The following is an 18,948-nucleotide window of genomic DNA, read 5'->3' as shown; positions in this document are numbered from 1 at the left end:
CAGGTCGGGATTTCCCCCGGACGAGGCACTCCCCGGGCACGACTATGCTCGGGGGCCGCATCATCGACGTACCCCGGCTGGAGCATCAATGAGCCTCAAGATCACCGTGATCGGCACCGGCTACCTCGGCGCCACGCACGCCGCGGCCATGGCCGAACTCGGCTTCGAGGTGCTCGGGCTGGACGTGGTCCCCGAGAAGATCGCGATGCTGGAGCGGGGCGAGACCCCGATGTACGAGCCCGGCCTGGACGAGCTGCTGCGCAAGCACGTCGCGGGCTTCGAGGGCTCGACCGGACGGCTCCGCTTCACCACCGACTTCGCGGAGGTCGCGGAGTTCGGCGACGTCCACTTCGTCTGCGTGAACACCCCGCAGAAGCACGGCGAGTACGCCTGTGACATGAGCTACGTCGACTCCGCCGTCGCCTCCCTCGCCCCGCACCTGCGGCGCCCGGCCCTGGTGGTGGGCAAGTCGACGGTGCCGGTCGGTTCGGCCGACCGCCTCGCCGCCTACCTCGCCGAGCACGCGCCCGCCGGGGCCGACGCCGAGCTGGCGTGGAACCCGGAGTTCCTGCGCGAGGGCTTCGCCGTCAAGGACACCCTGCACCCGGACCGGATCGTGGTCGGCGTGCGCGGGGAACGGGCGGAGAAGCTGCTGCGCGAGGTGTACGCCACCCCGGTCGCCGAGGGCACCCCGTTCGTGGTGACCGACTTCCCGACCGCCGAGCTGGTGAAGACGGCCGCGAACTCCTTCCTCGCCACCAAGATCTCCTTCATCAACGCGATGGCGGAGGTGTGCGAGGCCGCCGACGGCGACGTGGTGAAGCTCGCCGAGGCCATCGGGCACGACGAGCGGATCGGGAAGAAGTTCCTGCGCGCCGGGATCGGATTCGGCGGCGGCTGTCTGCCCAAGGACATCCGCGCCTTCATGGCGCGCGCCGGTGAGCTGGGCGCGGACCAGGCGCTCACCTTCCTGCGGGAGATCGACTCCATCAACATGCGCCGGCGCGGCCAGATGGTGGAGATGGCGCGGGAGGCGCTCGGCGGCGGCTCGTTCCTCGGCAAGCGGGTCGCGGTGCTCGGCGCCACCTTCAAGCCCGACTCCGACGACGTCCGGGACTCGCCCGCGCTGAACGTGGCCGGCCAGATACACCTCCAGGGCGGCCAGGTCACCGTGTACGACCCCAAGGGCATGGAGAACGCCCGCAGGCTCTTCCCGACGCTGGGCTACGCCGAGTCGGCGCGGGAGGCGGTACGGGGCGCGGACGTGGTGCTGCACCTGACCGAGTGGCGGGAGTTCCGCGAGCTGGACCCGGCGGAGCTGGGCGAGGTCGCGACGTCGCGGGTGGTGCTGGACGGGCGCAACGCGCTGGACCCGGAGCCGTGGCGCAAGGCCGGCTGGACGTACCGGGCGATGGGCCGCCCGACCGCGTAGCCCTTCTCGTGCACGACGCCGGTTCGGCCGAGGCTCAGTCGGCCGAACCGGCGTCTGTGCGCATTGTGCACCACCCGGCCGCGCGGCGACCGGACAACCCCCCTCGCCTTACCTGTCCTTGGCCCGGTAGCGGCGCATCTTCGCGCGCGCCCCGCACACCTGCATCGAGCACCAGCGGCCCCGCCCGGCGGGGCTGCGGTCGTAGTACGCCCAGTGGCAGGCCGGCGCCTCGCACGCCTTGAGCCGGTCCCAGGTGCCCACGACCAGCGCCGTGGCCACGGCGGCGGCGACGCGGGAGAGCAGCGGGCCGGTGTCGGCGGGGGCGAGGGCGGCGGAGCCGTCGCCGTCGTCGACGGTGACATGCAGCGGGGCCCGCGCGAGCAGTTCGCCGAGCGGGGTGATCCGGGCGTGCGGCGGGTGCCCGGCGTGCGCGAGGAGCGCGGCGCGCAGCGACTCGCGCAGCGCGCGGGCGGTGTCCAGCTCGCCGTCGCCGATCCCGAGCGCCGCGCGGCCCTCCGCGGTGTCGAGCGTGTCGCGGCCGCTCTCGATGTCCAGGGTGTTCACCAGGGACTCCACCAGGGCGAGGCCGCCCGGTGCGGCCGATCTCTCACTCATGCTTGCGACGTTACCCCTCATACGGGACCATGAGGTAACCGTTACCGGTTGCTGTGCCTTACGAGTAACTGAGGAGGAACTCATGGCTCTCGCCGAACTGGGCGCGGTCGTCCTGGACTGTCCCGACCCCGGGGCACTGGCCGGGTTCTACGCCGAGATCCTGGGCGGCACGGTGGAGGGGGACGCCGACTGGGCGGACCTGCGCACCCCCACCGGGCAGACCGTCGCCTTCCAGCGCGCCCCCGGCCACGTACCCCCGGCCTGGCCGGCCCCGGAGGCCTCGCAGCAGTTCCACCTGGACCTCACGGTCCCCGACCTCGACACGGCCGAACGCCAGATCCTCTCCCTGGGCGCCAAGCCCCTGGACACCGACACCCCCGACCGCGACTGGCGCGTCTACGCCGACCCGGCGGGCCACCCGTTCTGCCTGTGCGCGTGCTGAGGCGGCGGGTGGGTCAGCCGTAGTGGTACCGGGCTTTGAGGATCTTCACTTCCTTGTCGTCGGCCCGGTACACCAGCCGGTGCTCGTCGTCGATCCGTCGGGACCAGTACCCGGAGAGGTCGGCCTTGAGCGGTTCCGGCTTGCCGATGCCCGTGAAGGGGTCCCGCTGGATCTCCGCGATCAGCCGCGTGATCCGGCGCGCCATCCGGCGGTCGGAGGCCAGCCAGAAGAGGAAGTCCTCCCATGCGTCGGGATCGAAGTGGACGCTCCTCACTCCTCACCGGCCAGTTCGCGCAGTTCGTCCAGCGACTTGGTGACGGCGGCGGCCGCCGCCTTGTCGCGGGCGACCGCCTCCATGAGGCGCCGCGCGTTCGCGGGTGAACGCAGCAGGTACACCGTCTCCTGCCAGGACTCGTAGTCCTCGGCGGACATCAGGACGGCGTCTCCGCTCCTGGAACTGATCCGGACCGGCGTGTGGTCGTCGTTGACGCGCTTGATCAGGGGAAACAGGTCCCGGCGTGCCTCACTCGCGCTTATGGTCATCGTCGCGTCACCCTTCCTGGCGGTACCGAAAGCCGGTACGCTATATGTACCACCTTTCGGTACCAGGCATCCCGGAACGGTGCGTCACTCACCCCGGGGCGGCGAGGCGCCCCGCTCACCCGCTGCGCGAGCAGTACCTGATGTAGGTGGGCGGGGCGGACGGCTACACCGACTACCCCGCCCTCGACGGCTAGCCGTCCAGCGACCCGATCGTCGCAGTGGAGGCCGGGCGGGCGGCGCGCTGCTCTCGGGCGACGTCTTCCGCGGCGCCCAGGACGCGGACCGCGTTCTGCCAGGTCAGCTTGGCGAGGTCCGGCCTGGACCAGCCGCGGTCGAGGAGCTCCGCGATCAGGTTCGGGTAGCCGGAGACGTCGTTCAGGCCGTCCGGGGTGAAGGCGGTGCCGTCGTAGTCGCCGCCGATGCCGAGGTGGTCGATGCCGGCGGCCTCGCGCATGTGGTCGAGGTGGTCGGCGACCGTGGAGACCGTGGCGACGGGGCGCGGGTGGCGCTCCTCGAACTCCCGGTGGACCTTCATGCCCTCCTCGGTGGTGTCGAGGTGGTGCAGGCCGTGCGCGCGCATGTTGTCGTCGGCGGCGGCCGTCCAGTCCACGGCGGCCTGGAGGACGAACTTCGGCACGAAGGTCACCATCGCCATGCCGCCGTTGGCCGGCAGCCGCTCCAGGACGTCGTCCGGGATGTTGCGCGGGTGGTCGCAGACGGCACGGGCGGAGGAGTGCGAGAAGATCACCGGCGCCGAGGTGGCGTCCAGCGCGTCCCGCATCGTCGTCGCCGCGACGTGGGAGAGGTCGACCAGCATGCCGAGCCGGTTCATCTCGCGGACGACCTCACGGCCGAAGGCCGTCAGACCGCCCGCCTTCGGCTCGTCGGTCGCCGAGTCCGCCCAGTCCACGTTGTCGTTGTGGGTGAGGGTCATGTAGCGGACGCCCAGCGCGTACAGGCCGCGCAGCGTGCCGAGGGAGTTGGCGATGGAGTGGCCGCCCTCGGCCCCCATCAGCGAGGCGATCCGCCCGGAGGCGCGGGCCGCCTCCATGTCGGCCGCCGTCAGCGCGGGCGCCAGCTCGGCCGGGTACCGCTCGATCAGCCGCGTCACACAGTCGATCTGCTCCAGCGTGGCGGGCACCGCGTCGGGCAGGTCCGAGCGGACGTACACCGTACCAGTACTGCGCGCCGACCCCGCCCTCGCGCAGGCGGGGCAGGTCGGTGTGCAGATGCGCGCCCTGGTCACCGGCGATGTCCCGCGCGCCCAGGTCGTAGGCGACCTGCTCGCGCAGCGCCCACGGCAGGTCGTTGTGGCCGTCGACCACCGGGAACTCGCGCAGCAGCGCGCGGGCTTCGTCCAGAGAGGTCATCCGCGTCTACTTCCCGAATCCGAATCCGGCCGAGCCCTCGACCTTGGCGCGCAGGCGCTTGCCCTTCTCCGTGGCCTGGTCGTTCAGCTCCTGCTGGAAGTCGCGCATGCGCTGCTGGAGGTCCTCGTCGTGCGCGGCGAGCATCCGCGCGGCCAGCAGCCCGGCGTTGCGGGCCCCGCCGACGGAGACGGTGGCGACCGGCACCCCGGCCGGCATCTGCACGATCGACAGCAGCGAGTCCATGCCGTCGAGGTACTTCAGCGGCACCGGCACGCCGATGACCGGCAGCGGCGTCACCGAGGCGAGCATGCCGGGCAGGTGGGCCGCGCCGCCCGCGCCGGCGATGATCGCCTTGAGCCCCCGGCCGGCGGCCTGCTCCCCGTAGGCGACCATCTCGCGCGGCATCCGGTGCGCGGAGACGACGTCCACCTCGTACGGGATCTCGAACTCGTCGAGGGCCTTGGCGGCGGCCTCCATGACGGGCCAGTCGGAGTCCGACCCCATGACGATGCCAACAACGGGGCTCATTCGGTGATCGTGCCTCTCAGGTAGCCGGCTGCGTGCCGGGCGCGCTCCAGCACGTCGGCCAGGTCGTCGCCGTAGGTGTTGACGTGCCCCACCTTGCGGCCGGGTTTGACGTCCTTGCCGTACATGTGGATCTTGAGCTGCGGGTCGCGGGCCATGCAGTGCAGGTACGCGGAGTACATGTCCGGGAAGTCGCCGCCGAGGACGTTGACCATGACCGTCCAGGGGGCCCGCGGGCGCGGGTCGCCGAGGGGGAGGTCGAGGACCGCGCGCACGTGGTTGGCGAACTGCGAGGTGATCGCGCCGTCCATGGACCAGTGGCCGGAGTTGTGCGGGCGCATCGCCAGCTCGTTGACGAGGACGCGGCCGTCGCGCGTCTCGAACAGCTCGACCGCGAGGTGGCCGACGACGCCGAGTTCCTTGGCGATGTTCAGCGCCATCCGCTCGGCGTGCAGCGCGAGGGACTCGTCCAGGTCGGGCGCGGGCGCGATCACCGTGTCGCAGACCCCGGCGACCTGCCGGGACTCCACCACCGGGTAGGCGACGGCCTGGCCGTGCGGGGAGCGGACCACGTTGGCGGCCAGTTCGCGGACGTAGTCGACCTTCTCCTCGGCCAGCACCGGCACGCCCGCCCGGAAGGGCTCGGCGGCCTCGGCCTCGGAGTCGACGACCCACACGCCCTTGCCGTCGTATCCGCCGCGCACCGTCTTGAGGACGACGGGGAAGCCCTCGCCCTCGGCGGCGAACGCGGCCACGTCGGCCGGGTCGCGCACGATGCGGTGGCGCGGACAGGGCACGCCGATCTCCGTGAGTCTCGCGCGCATCACGCCCTTGTCCTGGGCGTGCACGAGCGCGTCGGGCCCGGGCCGGACGGGGATGCCGTCCGCCTCCAGTGCCTTGAGGTGCTCGGTGGGCACGTGCTCGTGATCGAAGGTGATCACGTCACAGCCGCGCGCGAACTCACGCAGCGTGTCGAGGTCGCGGTAGTCGCCGATGACGACTTCGCTCACGACCTGCGCCGCGGAATCCTGTGGAGTGTCACTGAGGAGCTTGAACCTGATGCCCAACGGGATGCCCGCCTCGTGCGTCATACGCGCGAGCTGCCCCCCGCCGACCATGCCGACTACCGGGAACGTCACCCCCCTAGCGTATCGGCCGTACGGACCGGCCCGGACTTCCGGCAGGAGAGCCGCCGCGGCGCCGATCTCTTACCCGCCCCTTGCCTACCTCTTGCCGACCCGTTTCCCCGCCGGGGCCCGCCACGCGGGCATGTGAGGGATCGCGTGGATAGCATGGCCGGGCCGAGAAGAACCTATGGACGGGAGCTGCACAGCCATGGAACGTCGTTCCTCGGGGCTGCACCGGCTCGCCCGTGAGGTGGCCAAGTTCGGCGCGGTCGGAGGGGCCGGGGTCCTGGTCAACCTCGGTGTGTTCAACCTGGTCCGGCACGCATCCGACCTGCCCGTGGTGCGGGCCAGCATCATCGCCACGATCGTGGCCATCATCTTCAACTACCTGGGCTTCCGCTACTGGACGTACCGGGACCGCGACAAGGGCGGACGCCCTCGCGAGCTGATGCTGTTCCTGGTGTTCAGCGCGATCGGCCTGGTGATCGAGAACGGGGTGCTGTACCTCGCCACCTACGGGTTCGGCTGGGACAGCCCGCTGCAGAGCAACGTCTTCAAGTTCGTCGGCATCGGCGTCGCCACCCTGTTCCGCTTCTGGTCGTACCGGACCTGGGTGTTCCGGGCGCTGCCCGACGCGGGTACCGGCGAGGAGCCGGTGGCCCGGCACGAGCCGGAGAACCCCGAGCGGGTCCGCTAGCGGACCGTCGCCTCGCCCGCCTTGTGGGCGGGGGCGGTGCGGGACAGGAACAGGCCGAACACCGGCGGATGGGTCTGGAGCAGCTCCAGCCGGCCGCCGTCGGCCTCGGCGAGGTCGCGGGCGACGGCGAGGCCGATGCCGGTGGAGTTGCGGCCGCTGATGGTCCGCTCGAAGATCCGCGCGCCGAGGTCGGCCGGGACGCCCGCGCCCTCGTCGGTGACCTCGATCACGGCCTGGTTGCCGGTGACCCGGGTGCGCAGGGCGACCGTGCCGCCGCCGTGCATCAGCGAGTTCTCGATCAGCGCGGCCAGCACCTGGGCGACCGCGCCCGGCGTGCCGACCGCCGTCAGGTGCCGCTTGCCGGAGCTGACGATGGCGCGGCCCGCGCTGCGGTAGGCGGGGCGCCACTCGGCGAGCTGCTGCTGGATGACCTCGTCCAGGTCGAAGGTGACGGCGGAGCCGGTACGGGGGTCGCGCGAGTTGGTCAGCAGCCGCTCGACCACGTCGGTGAGCCGCTCCACCTGTGCCAGCGCGATCGTGGCCTCCTCCTTCACCGTCTCCGGTTCGTCGGTGAGGGTGATCTCCTCCAGGCGCATCGACAGCGCCGTCAGCGGTGTGCGCAGCTGGTGGGAGGCGTCGGCGGCCAGGCGCCGTTCGGCGGTCAGCATCCGGCCGATGCGCTCGGCGGAGGAGTCCAGGACGTCCGCGACGCGGTCCAGTTCGGGCACGCCGTACCGCTTGTGCCGGGGGCGGGGGTCGCCGGAGCCGAGGCGTTCGGCGGTCTCGGCGAGGTCGGTGAGCGGGGAGGCGAGCCGGTTGGCCTGGCGTACGGCGAGCAGGACGGCGGCGATCACGGCCAGCAGGGCGACCAGGCCGATGATCAGCAGGGTGCGGCCGACCTCGCGGGTCACGGCGGAGCGGGGCTCCTGCACGGTGACCGTCTCGCCCTCCTCGCCGTGCTGCGTGGAGTGGATGACGTCGCCCTCGGGCTTGCTGCCGATCTCGATCGGCGCCCGGCCGGGCATCTTGATCACCGCGTACTGGTCCTTGCTGACCGGATTGCGCAGCACGTCGGCGTTGACGTTCTCGGCGGCGAGGATGCGGCTGTCCACGATGCTGGCCAGCCGGACCGCCTCGGACTCGACCCGTTCCTGGGCGCTGTTGCTGATCGTGCGCGTTTCCACGATCACCAGCGAGACCCCGAACACGGCGATCACCACCAGCACGACGGCCAGCGTGGACTGAATGAGACGACGGCGCACGGGGTCCCTCCGGAGAAACTCAGGACCCCCAGTGTCCCCCGCCGGTCAGCGGGCGGGCCTCAGCTCTTCTCGAAGCGGAAACCCACGCCGCGCACCGTGGCGATGTAGCGGGGGTTGGCCGCGTCGTCACCGAGCTTCTTCCGCAGCCACGAGATGTGCATGTCCAGCGTCTTGGTGGAGGACCACCACGTCGTGTCCCACACCTCGCGCATGAGCTGGTCCCGGGTGACCACACGGCCGGCGTCGCGCACGAGCACCCGCAGCAGGTCGAACTCCTTGGCCGTGAGCTGGAGCTCCTCCTCGCCCATCCAGGCCCGGTGCGACTCGACGTCGATCCGCACGCCGTGCGTGGCCGGCGGCTGCTGGGGCTCGGCCGAGCCGCGCCGCAGCAGGGCCCGGACCCGGGCGAGCAGCTCGGCGAGGCGGAAGGGCTTGGTGACGTAGTCGTCGGCGCCCGCGTCCAGGCCCACGACGGTGTCCACCTCGTCGGCGCGCGCGGTCAGGATGAGGATCGGCACGGTGTGGCCGTCGGCACGCAGCCGGCGGGCGACCTCGAGGCCGTCCATGCCGGGCAGGCCAAGGTCCAGCACGACGAGATCGACTCCGCCCCGCAGTCCGGCGTCGAGCGCGCTGGGGCCGTCCTCGCGCACCTCGACCTCGTAACCTTCCCGGCGCAGAGCGCGGGCCAGCGGCTCCGAGATGGACGCGTCGTCCTCGGCGAGCAGTACACGGGTCATGAGCTGATGGTAGACCGCCCGCGCGTAGGACCGAGGTGTGGTCGGCGGCAGTGCTCTTACCTTTGTACCCTGCTGGTACAAACCAGTGCCGGCGGGATGCGATCGTGTAAGAGACCTTGGAAACAGGTCGCACAGTTCCCCGGAACCCTGTGATCCGTGTCTCAAGTCCTTCCATATCCGGCAGTGTCCTGCCGTATGGTGACCTGAACGCCTGTAGCACATCGGGGACCTTTTGGCGGGCGCGTGACGCCGAGGGTCTCCCTTTCTGTGCGGGCTGACTCCGCTCAGCCTTGAAAGGAATGACCTCTGGCCGGGCTCCGTACGCAGTGACGCGTCGGAGCGTGGATCCCGGTGGTCGCCGTCCTCCGCTCTCGACGCGGGAACCCCCAGGGCGTGGGGGCGGACGTCCGACCCTGCCGGTGCCGGCCACACCCCCACCGGGCGCGCAGCGCTCCATCGCGCGTCCCGACCAGCAAGGAACGACCATGGCGTCCAGCCTGACGAAGGACTCGGTCCGCCCGGAGTCTCCGGGTTCCGAGAAGACCTTCTTCGGCCACCCCCGCGGCTTGGCCACTCTCTTCATGACCGAGATGTGGGAGCGGTTCTCCTACTACGGCATGAGGGCCCTGCTCCCGCTGTACCTGGTCGCTCCGGGCGGCCTGCACCTGAGCGCGGGCACCGCGACCGCGATCTACTCGGTGTACCTGTCGCTCGTGTACCTGCTCGCCCTGCCCGGTGGCTGGGTCGCCGACCGTCTGCTCGGTCCCCGCAAGACGGTGGCCGTCTCCGGTCTCATCATCATGCTGGGCCACCTGTGCCTGGCGCTGCCGGTCGCCGCGAGCTTCTACGTGGGTCTGGTGCTGGTCGCCATCGGCTCGGGTCTGCTGAAGGCCAACATCTCGACGATGGTCGGCCACCTGTACAAGGGCGTGGACGACCCGCGCCGTGACGGTGGCTTCACCCTCTTCTACATCGGCATCAACCTGGGCGCCTTCATCGCCCCGCTGGCCATCGGCACGGTGGGCGAGAACGTCAACTGGCACCTCGGCTTCGCGCTGGCCGCGCTCGGCATGGCGCTGGGTCTCGTCCAGTACATGCTGGGCGGCCGCCACCTCGCCGAGAAGAGCAGCGAGGTCCCGACCCCGCTGTCCGCCGAGGAGAAGAAGTCCACGCTGCGCAAGGGCCTGATCTGGCTCGCCATCGCCGCGGTCTTCTACGGCCTCGTGGGCGGCACCGGCCACTTCACGCTGAACTGGGCGCTGATCCCGCTGACGGTCATCGGCCTGGTCGTGCCGATCCTGGTGATCGCCCGGATCTACCGCGACAAGGACCTGGAGCCGGCCGAGCGCTCGAAGGTCTCCGCCTACATCTGGTTCTTCGTCGCCGCCGCCGTCTTCTGGATGATCTACGACCAGGGTGGTTCGACCCTGTCGCTGTTCGCCGACAACTCGGCGAAGAACACCATCGCGGGCTGGGGCTTCCCGGTCTCCTGGTACCAGTCGGTCAACCCGATCATGATCATGGCGCTGGCCCCGGTCTTCGCCTGGCTGTGGCTTTGGCTGAACCGGCGCGGCCAGGAGCCGAGCACGATCGTGAAGTTCGGCTCCGGTCTGGTGCTGGTCGGCGCGTCCTTCTTCCTCTTCCTCGCTCCGCTGTCGATCGCCGAGGGCGGTCACAAGGCCGCGGCGATGTGGCTGGTGGCGATCTACTTCGTGCAGACCGTCGGTGAGCTGACGCTGTCGCCGGTGGGTCTGTCGGTGACGACGAAGATGGCGCCGAAGAAGTACGCCTCGCAGATGATGGGCGTCTGGTTCCTCGCGGTCACCGCGGGCGACTCGGTCACCGCTCTGCTGTCGAACCCGGCCGTCGGCGGGGTGAACCTCGACAAGATGGGCTTCGTCGCCCTGGAGGCCATACTGGCCGTCCTCGCGGGCGTCGCGGTCTGGATGTACCGCAAGAAGGTCAAGGCCCTGATGGGCGACGTCAACTGACCTGACGCGCTCCTCACGGACGCACGAAGGGCCCCGCATCGGTGATGCGGGGCCCTTCGCCGTGTTCCGTGGCGCCGGGGCTCAGGCCGGGGCGCCCAGTTCCGCCCAGACCGTCTTGCCGGAGCGGTCGGGGGTGCGTACGACGCCCCAGTCCAGGCTGAGGCGCTGGACGATGAACATGCCGTGGCCGCCGGGGCGGCCCGCCTGGTGCGGGGTGCGGGGGGAGGGCTGGCCGGCGCCGCGGTCGGTGACCTCCAGCCGGATCACCTTGCGGTCGCAGGACAGGAACAGCTCGTCCGGTCCGTCGGCGTGCAGACAGGCGTTGGTGACCAGCTCCGAGACGACGAGGAGCACGTCCTCGGCGGCGGCGCGCTGCTCCGCGCCGGAGGCGGGCAGCCACCCCCACGCGTACAGCGCCTGGCGGGTGAAGTCACGGGCGAGCGGGACCACCCCGCTCTCGCCGTCCAGACTGAGCCTGCGGACCTGCCGTCCTCCCGCCTCCGGCGCGAGTGAGGAGGGCGCGACGGGCGCGACGGCGCCCAGGGCCGTCGCGGGCACTGTCACGTCCGCCTCGGGCATGCCGGGAACGCCGCTCGGCTCCGGGCCACCGTCGCCCGGCGAGTAGGGCCGGGTGGTGCTCATCAGCGCTTCACCTCACCGATCCACCAGTACACGATTCCAAAAGTCCGACTCCGTTTCGGTCCCGGACGGCCGGTTCACCGTCCGTCCGGTGTCCGCGTGCTGCCTCCGTCACCCGTCGGCGGTCCGCCCCTCGCCCCCTACGTCGCGCCGGACCCCTTCTCCGGTTCCCGGGCCGGGTTCGGCGGCGGGCCTGCCGACAGGTTTCAGATGTCTCCTGCCCGACTGATCCTCCGGAACACCCCCGCGTTCGTCCGGGGCGCTGAGAGCGCCGCCGGAAAGGGGCGTACGGGACCGGATCAGCCGGTCTCGCCCGAGAGGGCCGCCTCGACGGAGTCGTGGACGGTGAAGACCGCCTCGGCTCCCGTGATCTCGAACACGCGTGCGACCACGGGCAGCATGCCCGCGAGGTGCACTCCGCCGCCGGCGGCATCCGCCTTGAGGCGGGCACCCAGCAGGACGTTCAGTCCCGTGGAGTCGCAGAACTCCAGTCGTGAGCAGTCCACGACGAGTCGCGAGAAGCCCTTCTCCAGGAGGTCGTCGAGCGGCTCACGCAGTAGATCGGCGGTGTGGTGATCGAGCTCACCGGCCGGCGTCACTACGGCGCTGGAGCCCTCTTCCCGCACCTCCACCAGAAGCCGGCCCGACTGTGCGCTGCCGACCGTCCCGTGGTCCATGCCGTCTCTCTCCCGAGGTCTTGGCTGCTGATGCCCTCGAACATTACGCCTTCCGGCCACACTTCGACACCCGAACAACCCACCGAAATCGGGCATATCACCTCATACGACACTTGCGACCAGCTCACCGGAGCAGGTAGGGCTAGTAGCTACACACATCCCTACACGCCGGCTTCGGAGGCGCCGCACCTCGTAGTGCACGTATTTGGCTTCGGCAGCCATATGCCGAGAACGATGGAGGACACCCATGTCACCCCGGCTCGACGCATCGCCTACCCACAAAGCGACGTCGACACCCCCACCGGAAAAGCTGGACCACACCATCGCCCCTCTCGACCCCCTGGCGGGGCTCCCCGAGATCCCGCCCTTCGACGAGGTCGGTCCGGTGGACGCGCGAGCCCTGTCCAAGACGCTCTTCGAGCGTCTGGAGTCGCTGGAGGAGGGCACGTACGAGTACTCGTACGTCCGTAACACCCTGGTCGAACTGAATCTGGCGCTCGTCAAGTTCGCCGCCTCGCGCTTCCGCTCCCGCAGCGAGCCGATGGAGGACATCGTCCAGGTCGGCACGATCGGCCTGATCAAGGCGATCGACCGGTTCGAGATGTCGCGTGGCGTGGAGTTCCCCACATTCGCCATGCCGACCATCATCGGCGAGATCAAGCGCTTCTTCCGTGACACCTCGTGGTCCGTGCGCGTCCCGCGCCGCCTGCAGGAGCTGCGGCTCGACCTGGCCAAGGCCGGCGACGAGCTGGCCCAGCGACTGGACCGCGCCCCCACTGTCGCGGAACTGGCCCAGCGGCTCGGACTCTCCCACGAGGAGGTCGTCGAGGGCATGGCGGCCTCGAACGCGTACACCGCCTCCTCGCTGGACGCCCAGCCCGCCGAGGACGACACCGAGGGCGCGCTCGCGGACCGCATCGGCTACGAGGACCACGGGCTCGAGGGCATCGAGTACGTCGAGTCGCTGAAGCCGCTCATCGCCGAACTGGCGCCCCGCGACCGCAAGATCCTCTCGCTGCGCTTCGTGGCCGGTCTGACCCAGTCGGAGATCGGCGAGGAGCTCGGCATCTCCCAGATGCACGTCTCGCGGCTGCTCTCGCGGACGTTGTCGCGGCTGCGCAAGGGGCTGACGCTGGACGAGTGACGGTGGGCGCCGCCGGAGGGCGGTCCTCTTCCGCACGCGTGAGGCGGCTCGGCAGACAGTGCCGGGCCGCCTCTCCGCGTCTGCGACAGGTCCTCAGCGGCCCGGCGGCAGCCGGGCGGGGCCCTCAGAGCACCCGGACGCCGCGCCGCCACACCCCTGTGACCAGGGGCACGCCGGGCCGGTAGGCCAGGTGGACATGGCTGGGCGCGTCCAGCAGCACCAGGTCGGCCGAAGCGCCGGGCGCCAGGCGTCCCACGTCGGTGCGGCGCAGCGCGGCCGCCCCGCCCGCCGTGGCGGCCCACACCGCCTCGTCCGGGGTCATCCCCATGTCCCGCACCGCCAGCGCGACGCAGAACGGCACGGACGAGGTGTACGACGAGCCGGGGTTGCAGTCCGTGGACAGCGCCACCGTGGCCCCCGCGTCCAGCAGCCGGCGCGCGTCGGGCCACTCGGCCCGGGTGGAGAACTCGGCGCCGGGCAGCAGCGTGGCGACCGTGCCGCTGTTGGCCAGCGCGTCCACGTCGGCGTAGGTGAGGTGGGTGCAGTGGTCGGCGCTGGCCGCGTCCAGCTCGACGGCCAGCTGCACGCCGGGGCCGTAGGAGAGCTGGTTGGCGTGGACGCGCGGGTGCAGGCCCCTGGCCCGCCCGGCGGTGAGGATGGCGCGGGCCTGGTCGCCGTCGAAGGCGCCCTTCTCGCAGAACACGTCGATCCAGCGGGCGTGCGGCGCGCAGGCGTCGAGCATCTCCCCGGTCACCAGGGCGACGTACGCGGCCGGGTCGTCGGCCAGTTCGGGGGCGACGATGTGGGCGCCGAGGTAGGTCACCTCGTCGGTGTGGGCGGCCGCGAGGCGCAGGGCGCGCGACTCGTCCTCGACGGTGAGGCCGTAACCGGACTTGGTCTCCATCGTGGTGGTGCCCTGGCGCAGCGCCTCGGCCAGATGGCGGGCGAGGTTCGCCTCCAGCTCCGCGTCCGTCGCGGCGCGGGTGGCCGCGACGGTCGTGCGGATGCCGCCCGCGCTGTAAGGGCGGCCGGACATGCGGGCGTTGAACTCCTGGGTGCGGTCGCCCGCGAAGACCAGGTGGGAGTGGGAGTCGACGAACCCCGGGAGCACCGCCCGGCCTTTGGCGTCGACCCGGTTGTCAGTGCCGGGTGCTTTGCTGGCTTCACCGGTCCACACGACGCGGTCGCCCTCGATGACGACGGCCGCGTCCTGGATCAGTCCGAGGGGAGAACCGTCACCCAGGGAGGGGTCGTTGGTGACCAGGGCTGCGATGTTGGTGATGAGCGTGCTTGCGGTGCTCGCTGAGTGGGTGGGGCTGACGATCGTCGCGTTGCTCATGGCGTCCTTGGTTGCCTGGTCGGCGGTGGGGTCGGATGCGGTGCCCCGGGCGGGCCGCGCGGCCGGGTGGCGCGGCGCCGCCCGCGTCATCCGCGCAGGGCTTCGACGGCGTCCGCGAGGGCCTTCGGCACATCCGGTACGAGGGTGTGGACCCCGTCCCGTACGACGTGCCGGCCTGCCACGACCGTGTGCGACACGTCCGCTGCCGAAGCGGCGAACACGGCCGTCTCGGCCCCGAGCCGCGGAGGCGGCCCTGCCGTTCTGACCGAGTCGAGGGCGATGGTCGTGAAGTCGGCGAGCGCGCCGGTCTCCAGAGCGCCCGCCTCGTCCCAGCCGAGGGCCGCGTGGCCGTCGGCGGTGGCGGCGCGCAGCAGGGCGGCGGCGGTCCAGTGTCCGCGGGTGCGGGTGCGCAGCCGCTCGTCGAGCTCCATCGCGCGCGCCTCTTCCAGCAGGTCGATGACGGCGTGGCTGTCGGAGCCGAGGGAGAGCGGGGAGCCGGCCGCCTGGAGGGCGACGGCGGGGCCGATGCCGTCGGCCAGGTCGCGTTCGGTCGTCGGGCACATGCAGGTGCCTGTGCCCGAGCCGCCGAGCAGTGCGATGTCCTCGTCGGTGAGGTGCGTGCCGTGCACCGCGGTCGTGCGCGGTCCGAGCACGCCGTGGTCGGCGAGCAGCCGGGCCGGGGTGACGCCGTGCGCGGCGCGGCAGGCGTCGTTCTCGGCGGTCTGCTCGGAGAGGTGGACGTGCAGCGGGGCCCGCCGCTCCTCTGCCCAGCGGGCCACGGTCGCCAGCTGGGCGGCGGGCACGGCCCGTACGGAGTGCACGGCCGCGCCGATCCGGGCGTGGTCCCGCTCCCTCAGTGCCGAACAGCGCTCGGCCCAGGCGTCGGCGGTTTTGTCGGAGAAGCGGAGCTGGTGGGTGCTGGGCGGCTGTCCGAAGCCCGCCGAGAGGTAGGCGGTGTCCAGGAGGGTGATGCGGACGCCGGCCTCGGCGGCGGCCGCGATCAGGGCCTCCCCCATGGCGTTGGGATCGGCGTAGGGCGTGCCGCCCGGGGCGTGGTGGAGGTAGTGGAACTCCCCCACGGCGGTGATCCCGGCGAGGGCCATCTCGGCGTACACCGCGCGGGCGAGGGCGTGGTAGCTCTCCGGGGTCAGTCGGCCGGCCACGGAGTACATCACCTCGCGCCAGGTCCAGAAGGTCCCGGAGCCGACCTGGACCGTGCCGCGCAGGGCCCGGTGGAAGGCGTGCGAGTGGGCGTTCGCCAGCCCCGGCAGGGTGAGGCCGCGCAGGATCTCGGTGCCGGGCGGGGGTGCGGGGGTGCCGGTGCGGACGGCGGTGAGGCGGCCGTCCGCCACCTCGACGAGCACGCCCGGCTCGACCGCCGTGCCGAGCCAGGCGTGCTCCAACCAGTAGGTTCCCTGGGTCACCTGCGGGTCAGTCCTTCCAGTACGTCGGCGAGAGCGCGCACCCCGGCCACGCAGTCGTCCTCGGTCGCGGACTCGGCCGGGGAGTGCGAGACGCCGGTGGGGTTGCGTACGAACAGCATGGCGGTCGGCACGCTCCCGGAGAGAATCCCGGCGTCGTGTCCGGCGCCGGTCCCCAGCACGGGCACCGTCAGCCCGGTGTCCCGCCCCAGGATGCGGCCGAGTTCGTCGCGCAGGGCGTGGTCGAACTCCACGACCGGGGTGAAGGACTCCCGGACCACGTCGAGGTCGATGCCGTGGGCGTCGGCGTACTCCCGCGCGGCCCGCGTGATGCCGTCGACGACCGTGTCCAGCGTCTCGGGTCCGGGGGCGCGGGAGTCCAGCCAGCCGCGCACCAGGGAGGGGATGGCGTTGACCCCGTTGGGCTCCACGGAGATCTTGCCGAAGGTGGCGACCGCTCCGGCGAGTTCGGCCTCCCGGCGGGCGGCCAGCACGGTCTCGGCGTAGGCCGGCATCGGGTCGCGCCGGTCCGCGAGCCGGGTGGTGCCCGCGTGGTTGGCCTCGCCGCGGAAGTCGAACCGCCAGCGGCCGTGCGGCCAGATGGAGCTGGCGATGCCGACGGCGTCCCCGGACAGGTCGAGCGCGCGGCCCTGTTCGACATGCAGCTCGACGAACGCGCCGATGCGGGCGAGGCGTTCGGGGTCGGCGCCGATGGCGTCGGGGTCGTGGCCGGCGGCCGCCATGGCCTTGGGCAGGGTGATCCCGTCGCCGTCGGTGAGGCGGTGCGCCTGCTCGGCGGTGAGCTGCCCGGCGGCGAGCCGGGAGCCGACGCAGGCGAGCCCGAACCGGGCGCCCTCCTCGTCCCCGAAGTTGACGATGCCGAGGGGGCGGCTCAACGGGACGTCACGGGAGCGGAGTTCGTCCAGCGCGGCGAAGGCGGAGACGACACCCAGGGGCCCGTCGAAGGCGCCGCCGTCCGGGACGGAGTCGAGATGCGACCCGGTGACGACGGCGTCGCCCTCGGCGGGGTCGCCGAGCCAGGCCCACTGGTTCCCGTTGCGGTCCACCTCGCAGGTGAGCCCGCGGGCCTCGGCCTGCTCCCTGAACCAGTCCCGGCACTCGGCGTCGGCACCGGTCCAGGCGTGCCGCCGGTAGCCCCCGGAGTCCCGGTGCCGCCCGATGGGCAGCAGCCCGGCCCACATGTCCTGGAAGGAGGAGGTCACTCCCCCTCACCCTCACGCATGGGCACCCGCACGTCCCGTTCCCCGGCGACGGACTCGGCGATGTCGTACCCGGCGTCGACGTGCCGGATGACACCCATGCCGGGGTCGTTGGTCAGCACCCGGCGGATCTTCTCCCCGGCCAGCTTCGTGCCGTCGGCGACCGTGACCTGGCCCGCGTGGATGGAGCGGCCCATGCCCACACCGCCCCCATGGTGGAGGGAGACCCAGGAGGCACCGGAGGCCACGTTGACCATGGCGTTGAGCAGCGGCCAGTCGGCGATCGCGTCGGAGCCGTCCAGCATCGCCTCGGTCTCCCGGTAGGGCGAGGCGACGGAACCGCAGTCGAGGTGGTCCCGCCCGATGGCAAGCGGCGCGGCCAGCTCACCGCTCGCCACCATGTCGTTGAACCGCTCCCCCGCCTTGTCGCGCTCCCCGTACCCGAGCCAGCAGATCCGGGCCGGGAGACCCTGGAAGTGGACCCGCTCACCGGCCATCTTGATCCAGCGCGCGAGGGACTCGTTCTCCGGGAACAGCTCCAGCATCGCCTTGTCGGTCCGGGCGATGTCGGCCGGGTCGCCGGAGAGCGCGGCCCAGCGGAAGGGGCCCTTGCCCTCGCAGAACAGGGGCCGGATGTAGGCGGGGACGAAGCCGGGGAAGGCGAACGCCCTCTCGTAGCCCGCGAGCTGGGCCTCGCCCCGGATCGAGTTGCCGTAGTCGAAGACCTCGGCGCCCGCGTCCATGAAGCCGACCATGGCCTCGACGTGCCGGGCCATGGACTCGCGGGCGCGGGCGGTGAACCCGGCCGGGTCCTTCGCGGCGGCGTCGGCCATGTCCTCGAAGGCGGTGCCGACGGGCAGGTAGGCCAGCGGGTCGTGCGCGGAGGTCTGGTCGGTGACGATGTCGATGGGGGCGCTCATGGCGAGGAGCTGCGGGACCAGCTCCGCCGCGTTGCCGAGGACGCCGATGGAGAGCGGGCGGCGGGCGTCGCGGGCCTCGGTGGCGAGCCGGAGGGCGTGCTCCAGGCTGTCGGCCTTCACGTCGAGGTACTTGTGCTCGATGCGGCGCTCGATGGCGCGCGGGTCGACGTCGATACAGATGGCCACGCCGTCGTTCATCGTCACGGCGAGCGGCTGGGCGCCGCCCATGCCGCCGAGTCCGGCGGTCAGCGTGATGGTGCCGGCCAGGGTGCCGCCGAACTTCTTCGCGGCGACGGCGGCGAAGGTCTCGTAGGTGCCCTGGAGGATGCCCTGGGTGCCGATGTAGATCCAGGAACCGGCGGTCATCTGGCCGTACATGGTGAGGCCGAGGGCCTCCAGGCGGCGGAACTCCTCCCAGTTGGCCCAGTCTCCGACCAGGTTGGAGTTGGCGATGAGGACACGCGGGGCCCACTCGTGGGTCTGCATGACGCCGACCGGGCGGCCGGACTGGACGAGCATCGTCTCGTCCTGCTTGAGCGTCCGCAGCGTACGCACCATGGCGTCGAAGGAGCGCCAGTCGCGGGCGGCCTTGCCGGTGCCGCCGTAGACGACGAGCTTGTCGGGGTGCTCGGCGACCTCGGGGTCGAGGTTGTTCTGCAGCATCCGGAGGGCGGCTTCCTGCTGCCAGCCCAGGGCGCTCAGTTCCGTGCCGCGCGGTGCTCGTACGGGGCGGGGTCCCGGCATCGTGTGCTCCTCCTGTTGCTATGTCTATTCACATAGTCCAGTCGTGAATAGAGCTAGTCAATAGGTACCGGGTGCCACCGCCCGCGCGCCGGGAATGTTTGGC

At 71.6% G+C, this 18,948-nt stretch carries 18 protein-coding genes and 1 pseudogene; 5 read left to right on the top strand and 14 right to left on the bottom strand.

Going from position 1 to position 18,948, the window contains the following annotated elements; all coding sequences use genetic code 11:
- The first annotated feature begins 88 nt into the window (after positions 1-88).
- Positions 89-1,432, top strand: coding sequence for a UDP-glucose/GDP-mannose dehydrogenase family protein (locus ABZ898_RS20975; RefSeq protein ID WP_361660824.1), 1,344 nt, complete (start codon positions 89-91; stop codon positions 1,430-1,432).
- 108 nt (positions 1,433-1,540) lie between these two features.
- Here ABZ898_RS20975 and ABZ898_RS20970 read toward each other — a convergent pair whose 3' ends face one another.
- Entirely contained in the window at positions 1,541-2,047 is a 507-nt protein-coding gene (locus tag ABZ898_RS20970) for a CGNR zinc finger domain-containing protein (protein ID WP_361660821.1), read from the bottom strand.
- Between the two features lie 82 nt (positions 2,048-2,129).
- On the opposite strand from ABZ898_RS20970, the gene ABZ898_RS20965 reads away from it, so the two are divergent.
- A complete protein-coding gene (locus ABZ898_RS20965; protein ID WP_361660819.1) occupies positions 2,130-2,489 on the top strand; it encodes a VOC family protein in 360 nt (119 codons plus the stop codon).
- A 13-nt stretch (positions 2,490-2,502) separates the two neighbouring features.
- Here the strand turns inward: ABZ898_RS20965 and ABZ898_RS20960 are convergent, their stop codons facing one another.
- The 5 genes and pseudogenes from ABZ898_RS20960 to ABZ898_RS20940 form a co-directional block, all read right to left on the bottom strand.
- Entirely contained in the window at positions 2,503-2,763 is a 261-nt protein-coding gene (locus ABZ898_RS20960; RefSeq protein ID WP_361660816.1) for a Txe/YoeB family addiction module toxin, read from the bottom strand.
- Positions 2,760-3,032: a type II toxin-antitoxin system prevent-host-death family antitoxin gene (locus tag ABZ898_RS20955; RefSeq protein ID WP_361660814.1), complete on the bottom strand. Its 273-nt coding sequence runs from the start codon at positions 3,030-3,032 to the stop codon at positions 2,760-2,762. Before ABZ898_RS20955 ends, ABZ898_RS20960 begins: the two co-directional genes overlap by 4 nt.
- Before the next feature lie 190 nt (positions 3,033-3,222).
- Positions 3,223-4,402: pseudogene (locus ABZ898_RS20950) on the bottom strand (dipeptidase).
- A 6-nt stretch (positions 4,403-4,408) separates the two neighbouring features.
- Positions 4,409-4,930 (bottom strand): 5-(carboxyamino)imidazole ribonucleotide mutase, encoded by a 522-nt coding sequence (purE, locus tag ABZ898_RS20945; protein WP_361660811.1) that lies wholly within the window; start codon positions 4,928-4,930, stop codon positions 4,409-4,411.
- The gene (locus tag ABZ898_RS20940) at positions 4,927-6,066 is read right to left on the bottom strand and encodes a 5-(carboxyamino)imidazole ribonucleotide synthase (protein ID WP_361660808.1); all 1,140 of its coding nucleotides are present in this window, start codon (positions 6,064-6,066) and stop codon (positions 4,927-4,929) included. Before ABZ898_RS20940 ends, purE begins: the two co-directional genes overlap by 4 nt.
- Before the next feature lie 196 nt (positions 6,067-6,262).
- Between ABZ898_RS20940 and ABZ898_RS20935 the strand changes: the two genes are divergently transcribed.
- A complete protein-coding gene (locus tag ABZ898_RS20935) occupies positions 6,263-6,751 on the top strand; it encodes a GtrA family protein (RefSeq protein WP_361660806.1) in 489 nt (162 codons plus the stop codon).
- Here ABZ898_RS20935 and ABZ898_RS20930 read toward each other — a convergent pair.
- Positions 6,748-8,013 (bottom strand): ATP-binding protein, encoded by a 1,266-nt coding sequence (locus ABZ898_RS20930; RefSeq protein ID WP_361660803.1) that lies wholly within the window; start codon positions 8,011-8,013, stop codon positions 6,748-6,750. The genes ABZ898_RS20935 and ABZ898_RS20930 overlap by 4 nt on opposite strands.
- Positions 8,014-8,072: 59 nt before the next feature.
- A complete protein-coding gene (locus tag ABZ898_RS20925; RefSeq protein WP_361660800.1) occupies positions 8,073-8,750 on the bottom strand; it encodes a response regulator transcription factor in 678 nt (225 codons plus the stop codon).
- A gap of 485 nt (positions 8,751-9,235) precedes the next feature.
- Between ABZ898_RS20925 and ABZ898_RS20920 the strand changes: the two genes are divergently transcribed.
- A complete protein-coding gene (locus ABZ898_RS20920; RefSeq protein ID WP_361660797.1) occupies positions 9,236-10,741 on the top strand; it encodes an oligopeptide:H+ symporter in 1,506 nt (501 codons plus the stop codon).
- Positions 10,742-10,822: 81 nt separating this feature from the next.
- Here the strand turns inward: ABZ898_RS20920 and ABZ898_RS20915 are convergent, their stop codons facing one another.
- Positions 10,823-11,383 (bottom strand): ATP-binding protein, encoded by a 561-nt coding sequence (locus ABZ898_RS20915; RefSeq protein WP_361660794.1) that lies wholly within the window; start codon positions 11,381-11,383, stop codon positions 10,823-10,825.
- A 296-nt stretch (positions 11,384-11,679) separates the two neighbouring features.
- On the bottom strand, positions 11,680-12,057 hold the full coding sequence (locus ABZ898_RS20910; RefSeq protein WP_161147969.1) for an STAS domain-containing protein: 378 nt from the start codon (positions 12,055-12,057) through the stop codon (positions 11,680-11,682).
- 247 nt (positions 12,058-12,304) lie between these two features.
- On the opposite strand from ABZ898_RS20910, the gene ABZ898_RS20905 reads away from it, so the two are divergent.
- Entirely contained in the window at positions 12,305-13,201 is an 897-nt protein-coding gene (locus tag ABZ898_RS20905; RefSeq protein WP_361660791.1) for an RNA polymerase sigma factor SigF, read from the top strand.
- 124 nt (positions 13,202-13,325) lie between these two features.
- Here ABZ898_RS20905 and hutI read toward each other — a convergent pair whose 3' ends face one another.
- Genes hutI through hutU form a run of 4 tightly spaced genes read right to left on the bottom strand, consistent with a single transcriptional unit; the run spans position 13,326 to position 18,845 of the window.
- Positions 13,326-14,630, bottom strand: a complete 1,305-nt coding sequence (gene hutI / locus ABZ898_RS20900; protein WP_361660788.1) for an imidazolonepropionase — start codon at positions 14,628-14,630, stop codon at positions 13,326-13,328.
- Positions 14,627-15,964 carry a formimidoylglutamate deiminase gene (locus ABZ898_RS20895; RefSeq protein WP_361660785.1) on the bottom strand — a complete coding sequence of 446 codons (1,338 nt, stop codon included), beginning with the start codon at positions 15,962-15,964 and terminating at the stop codon, positions 14,627-14,629. The genes hutI and ABZ898_RS20895 overlap by 4 nt, the downstream gene beginning before the upstream one ends.
- Positions 15,961-17,163, bottom strand: a complete 1,203-nt coding sequence (locus tag ABZ898_RS20890; RefSeq protein WP_361660899.1) for an allantoate amidohydrolase — start codon at positions 17,161-17,163, stop codon at positions 15,961-15,963. The genes ABZ898_RS20895 and ABZ898_RS20890 overlap by 4 nt, the downstream gene beginning before the upstream one ends.
- Positions 17,164-17,180: 17 nt before the next feature.
- Positions 17,181-18,845 (bottom strand): urocanate hydratase, encoded by a 1,665-nt coding sequence (gene hutU, locus ABZ898_RS20885; protein WP_361660782.1) that lies wholly within the window; start codon positions 18,843-18,845, stop codon positions 17,181-17,183.
- Between the last annotated feature and the right edge of the window lie 103 nt (positions 18,846-18,948).

It is taken from the genome of Streptomyces sp. NPDC046860 (assembly GCF_040645115.1).
Taxonomy (GTDB): domain Bacteria; phylum Actinomycetota; class Actinomycetes; order Streptomycetales; family Streptomycetaceae; genus Streptomyces.
This window is presented reverse-complemented; position numbering and strand designations above follow the sequence as displayed.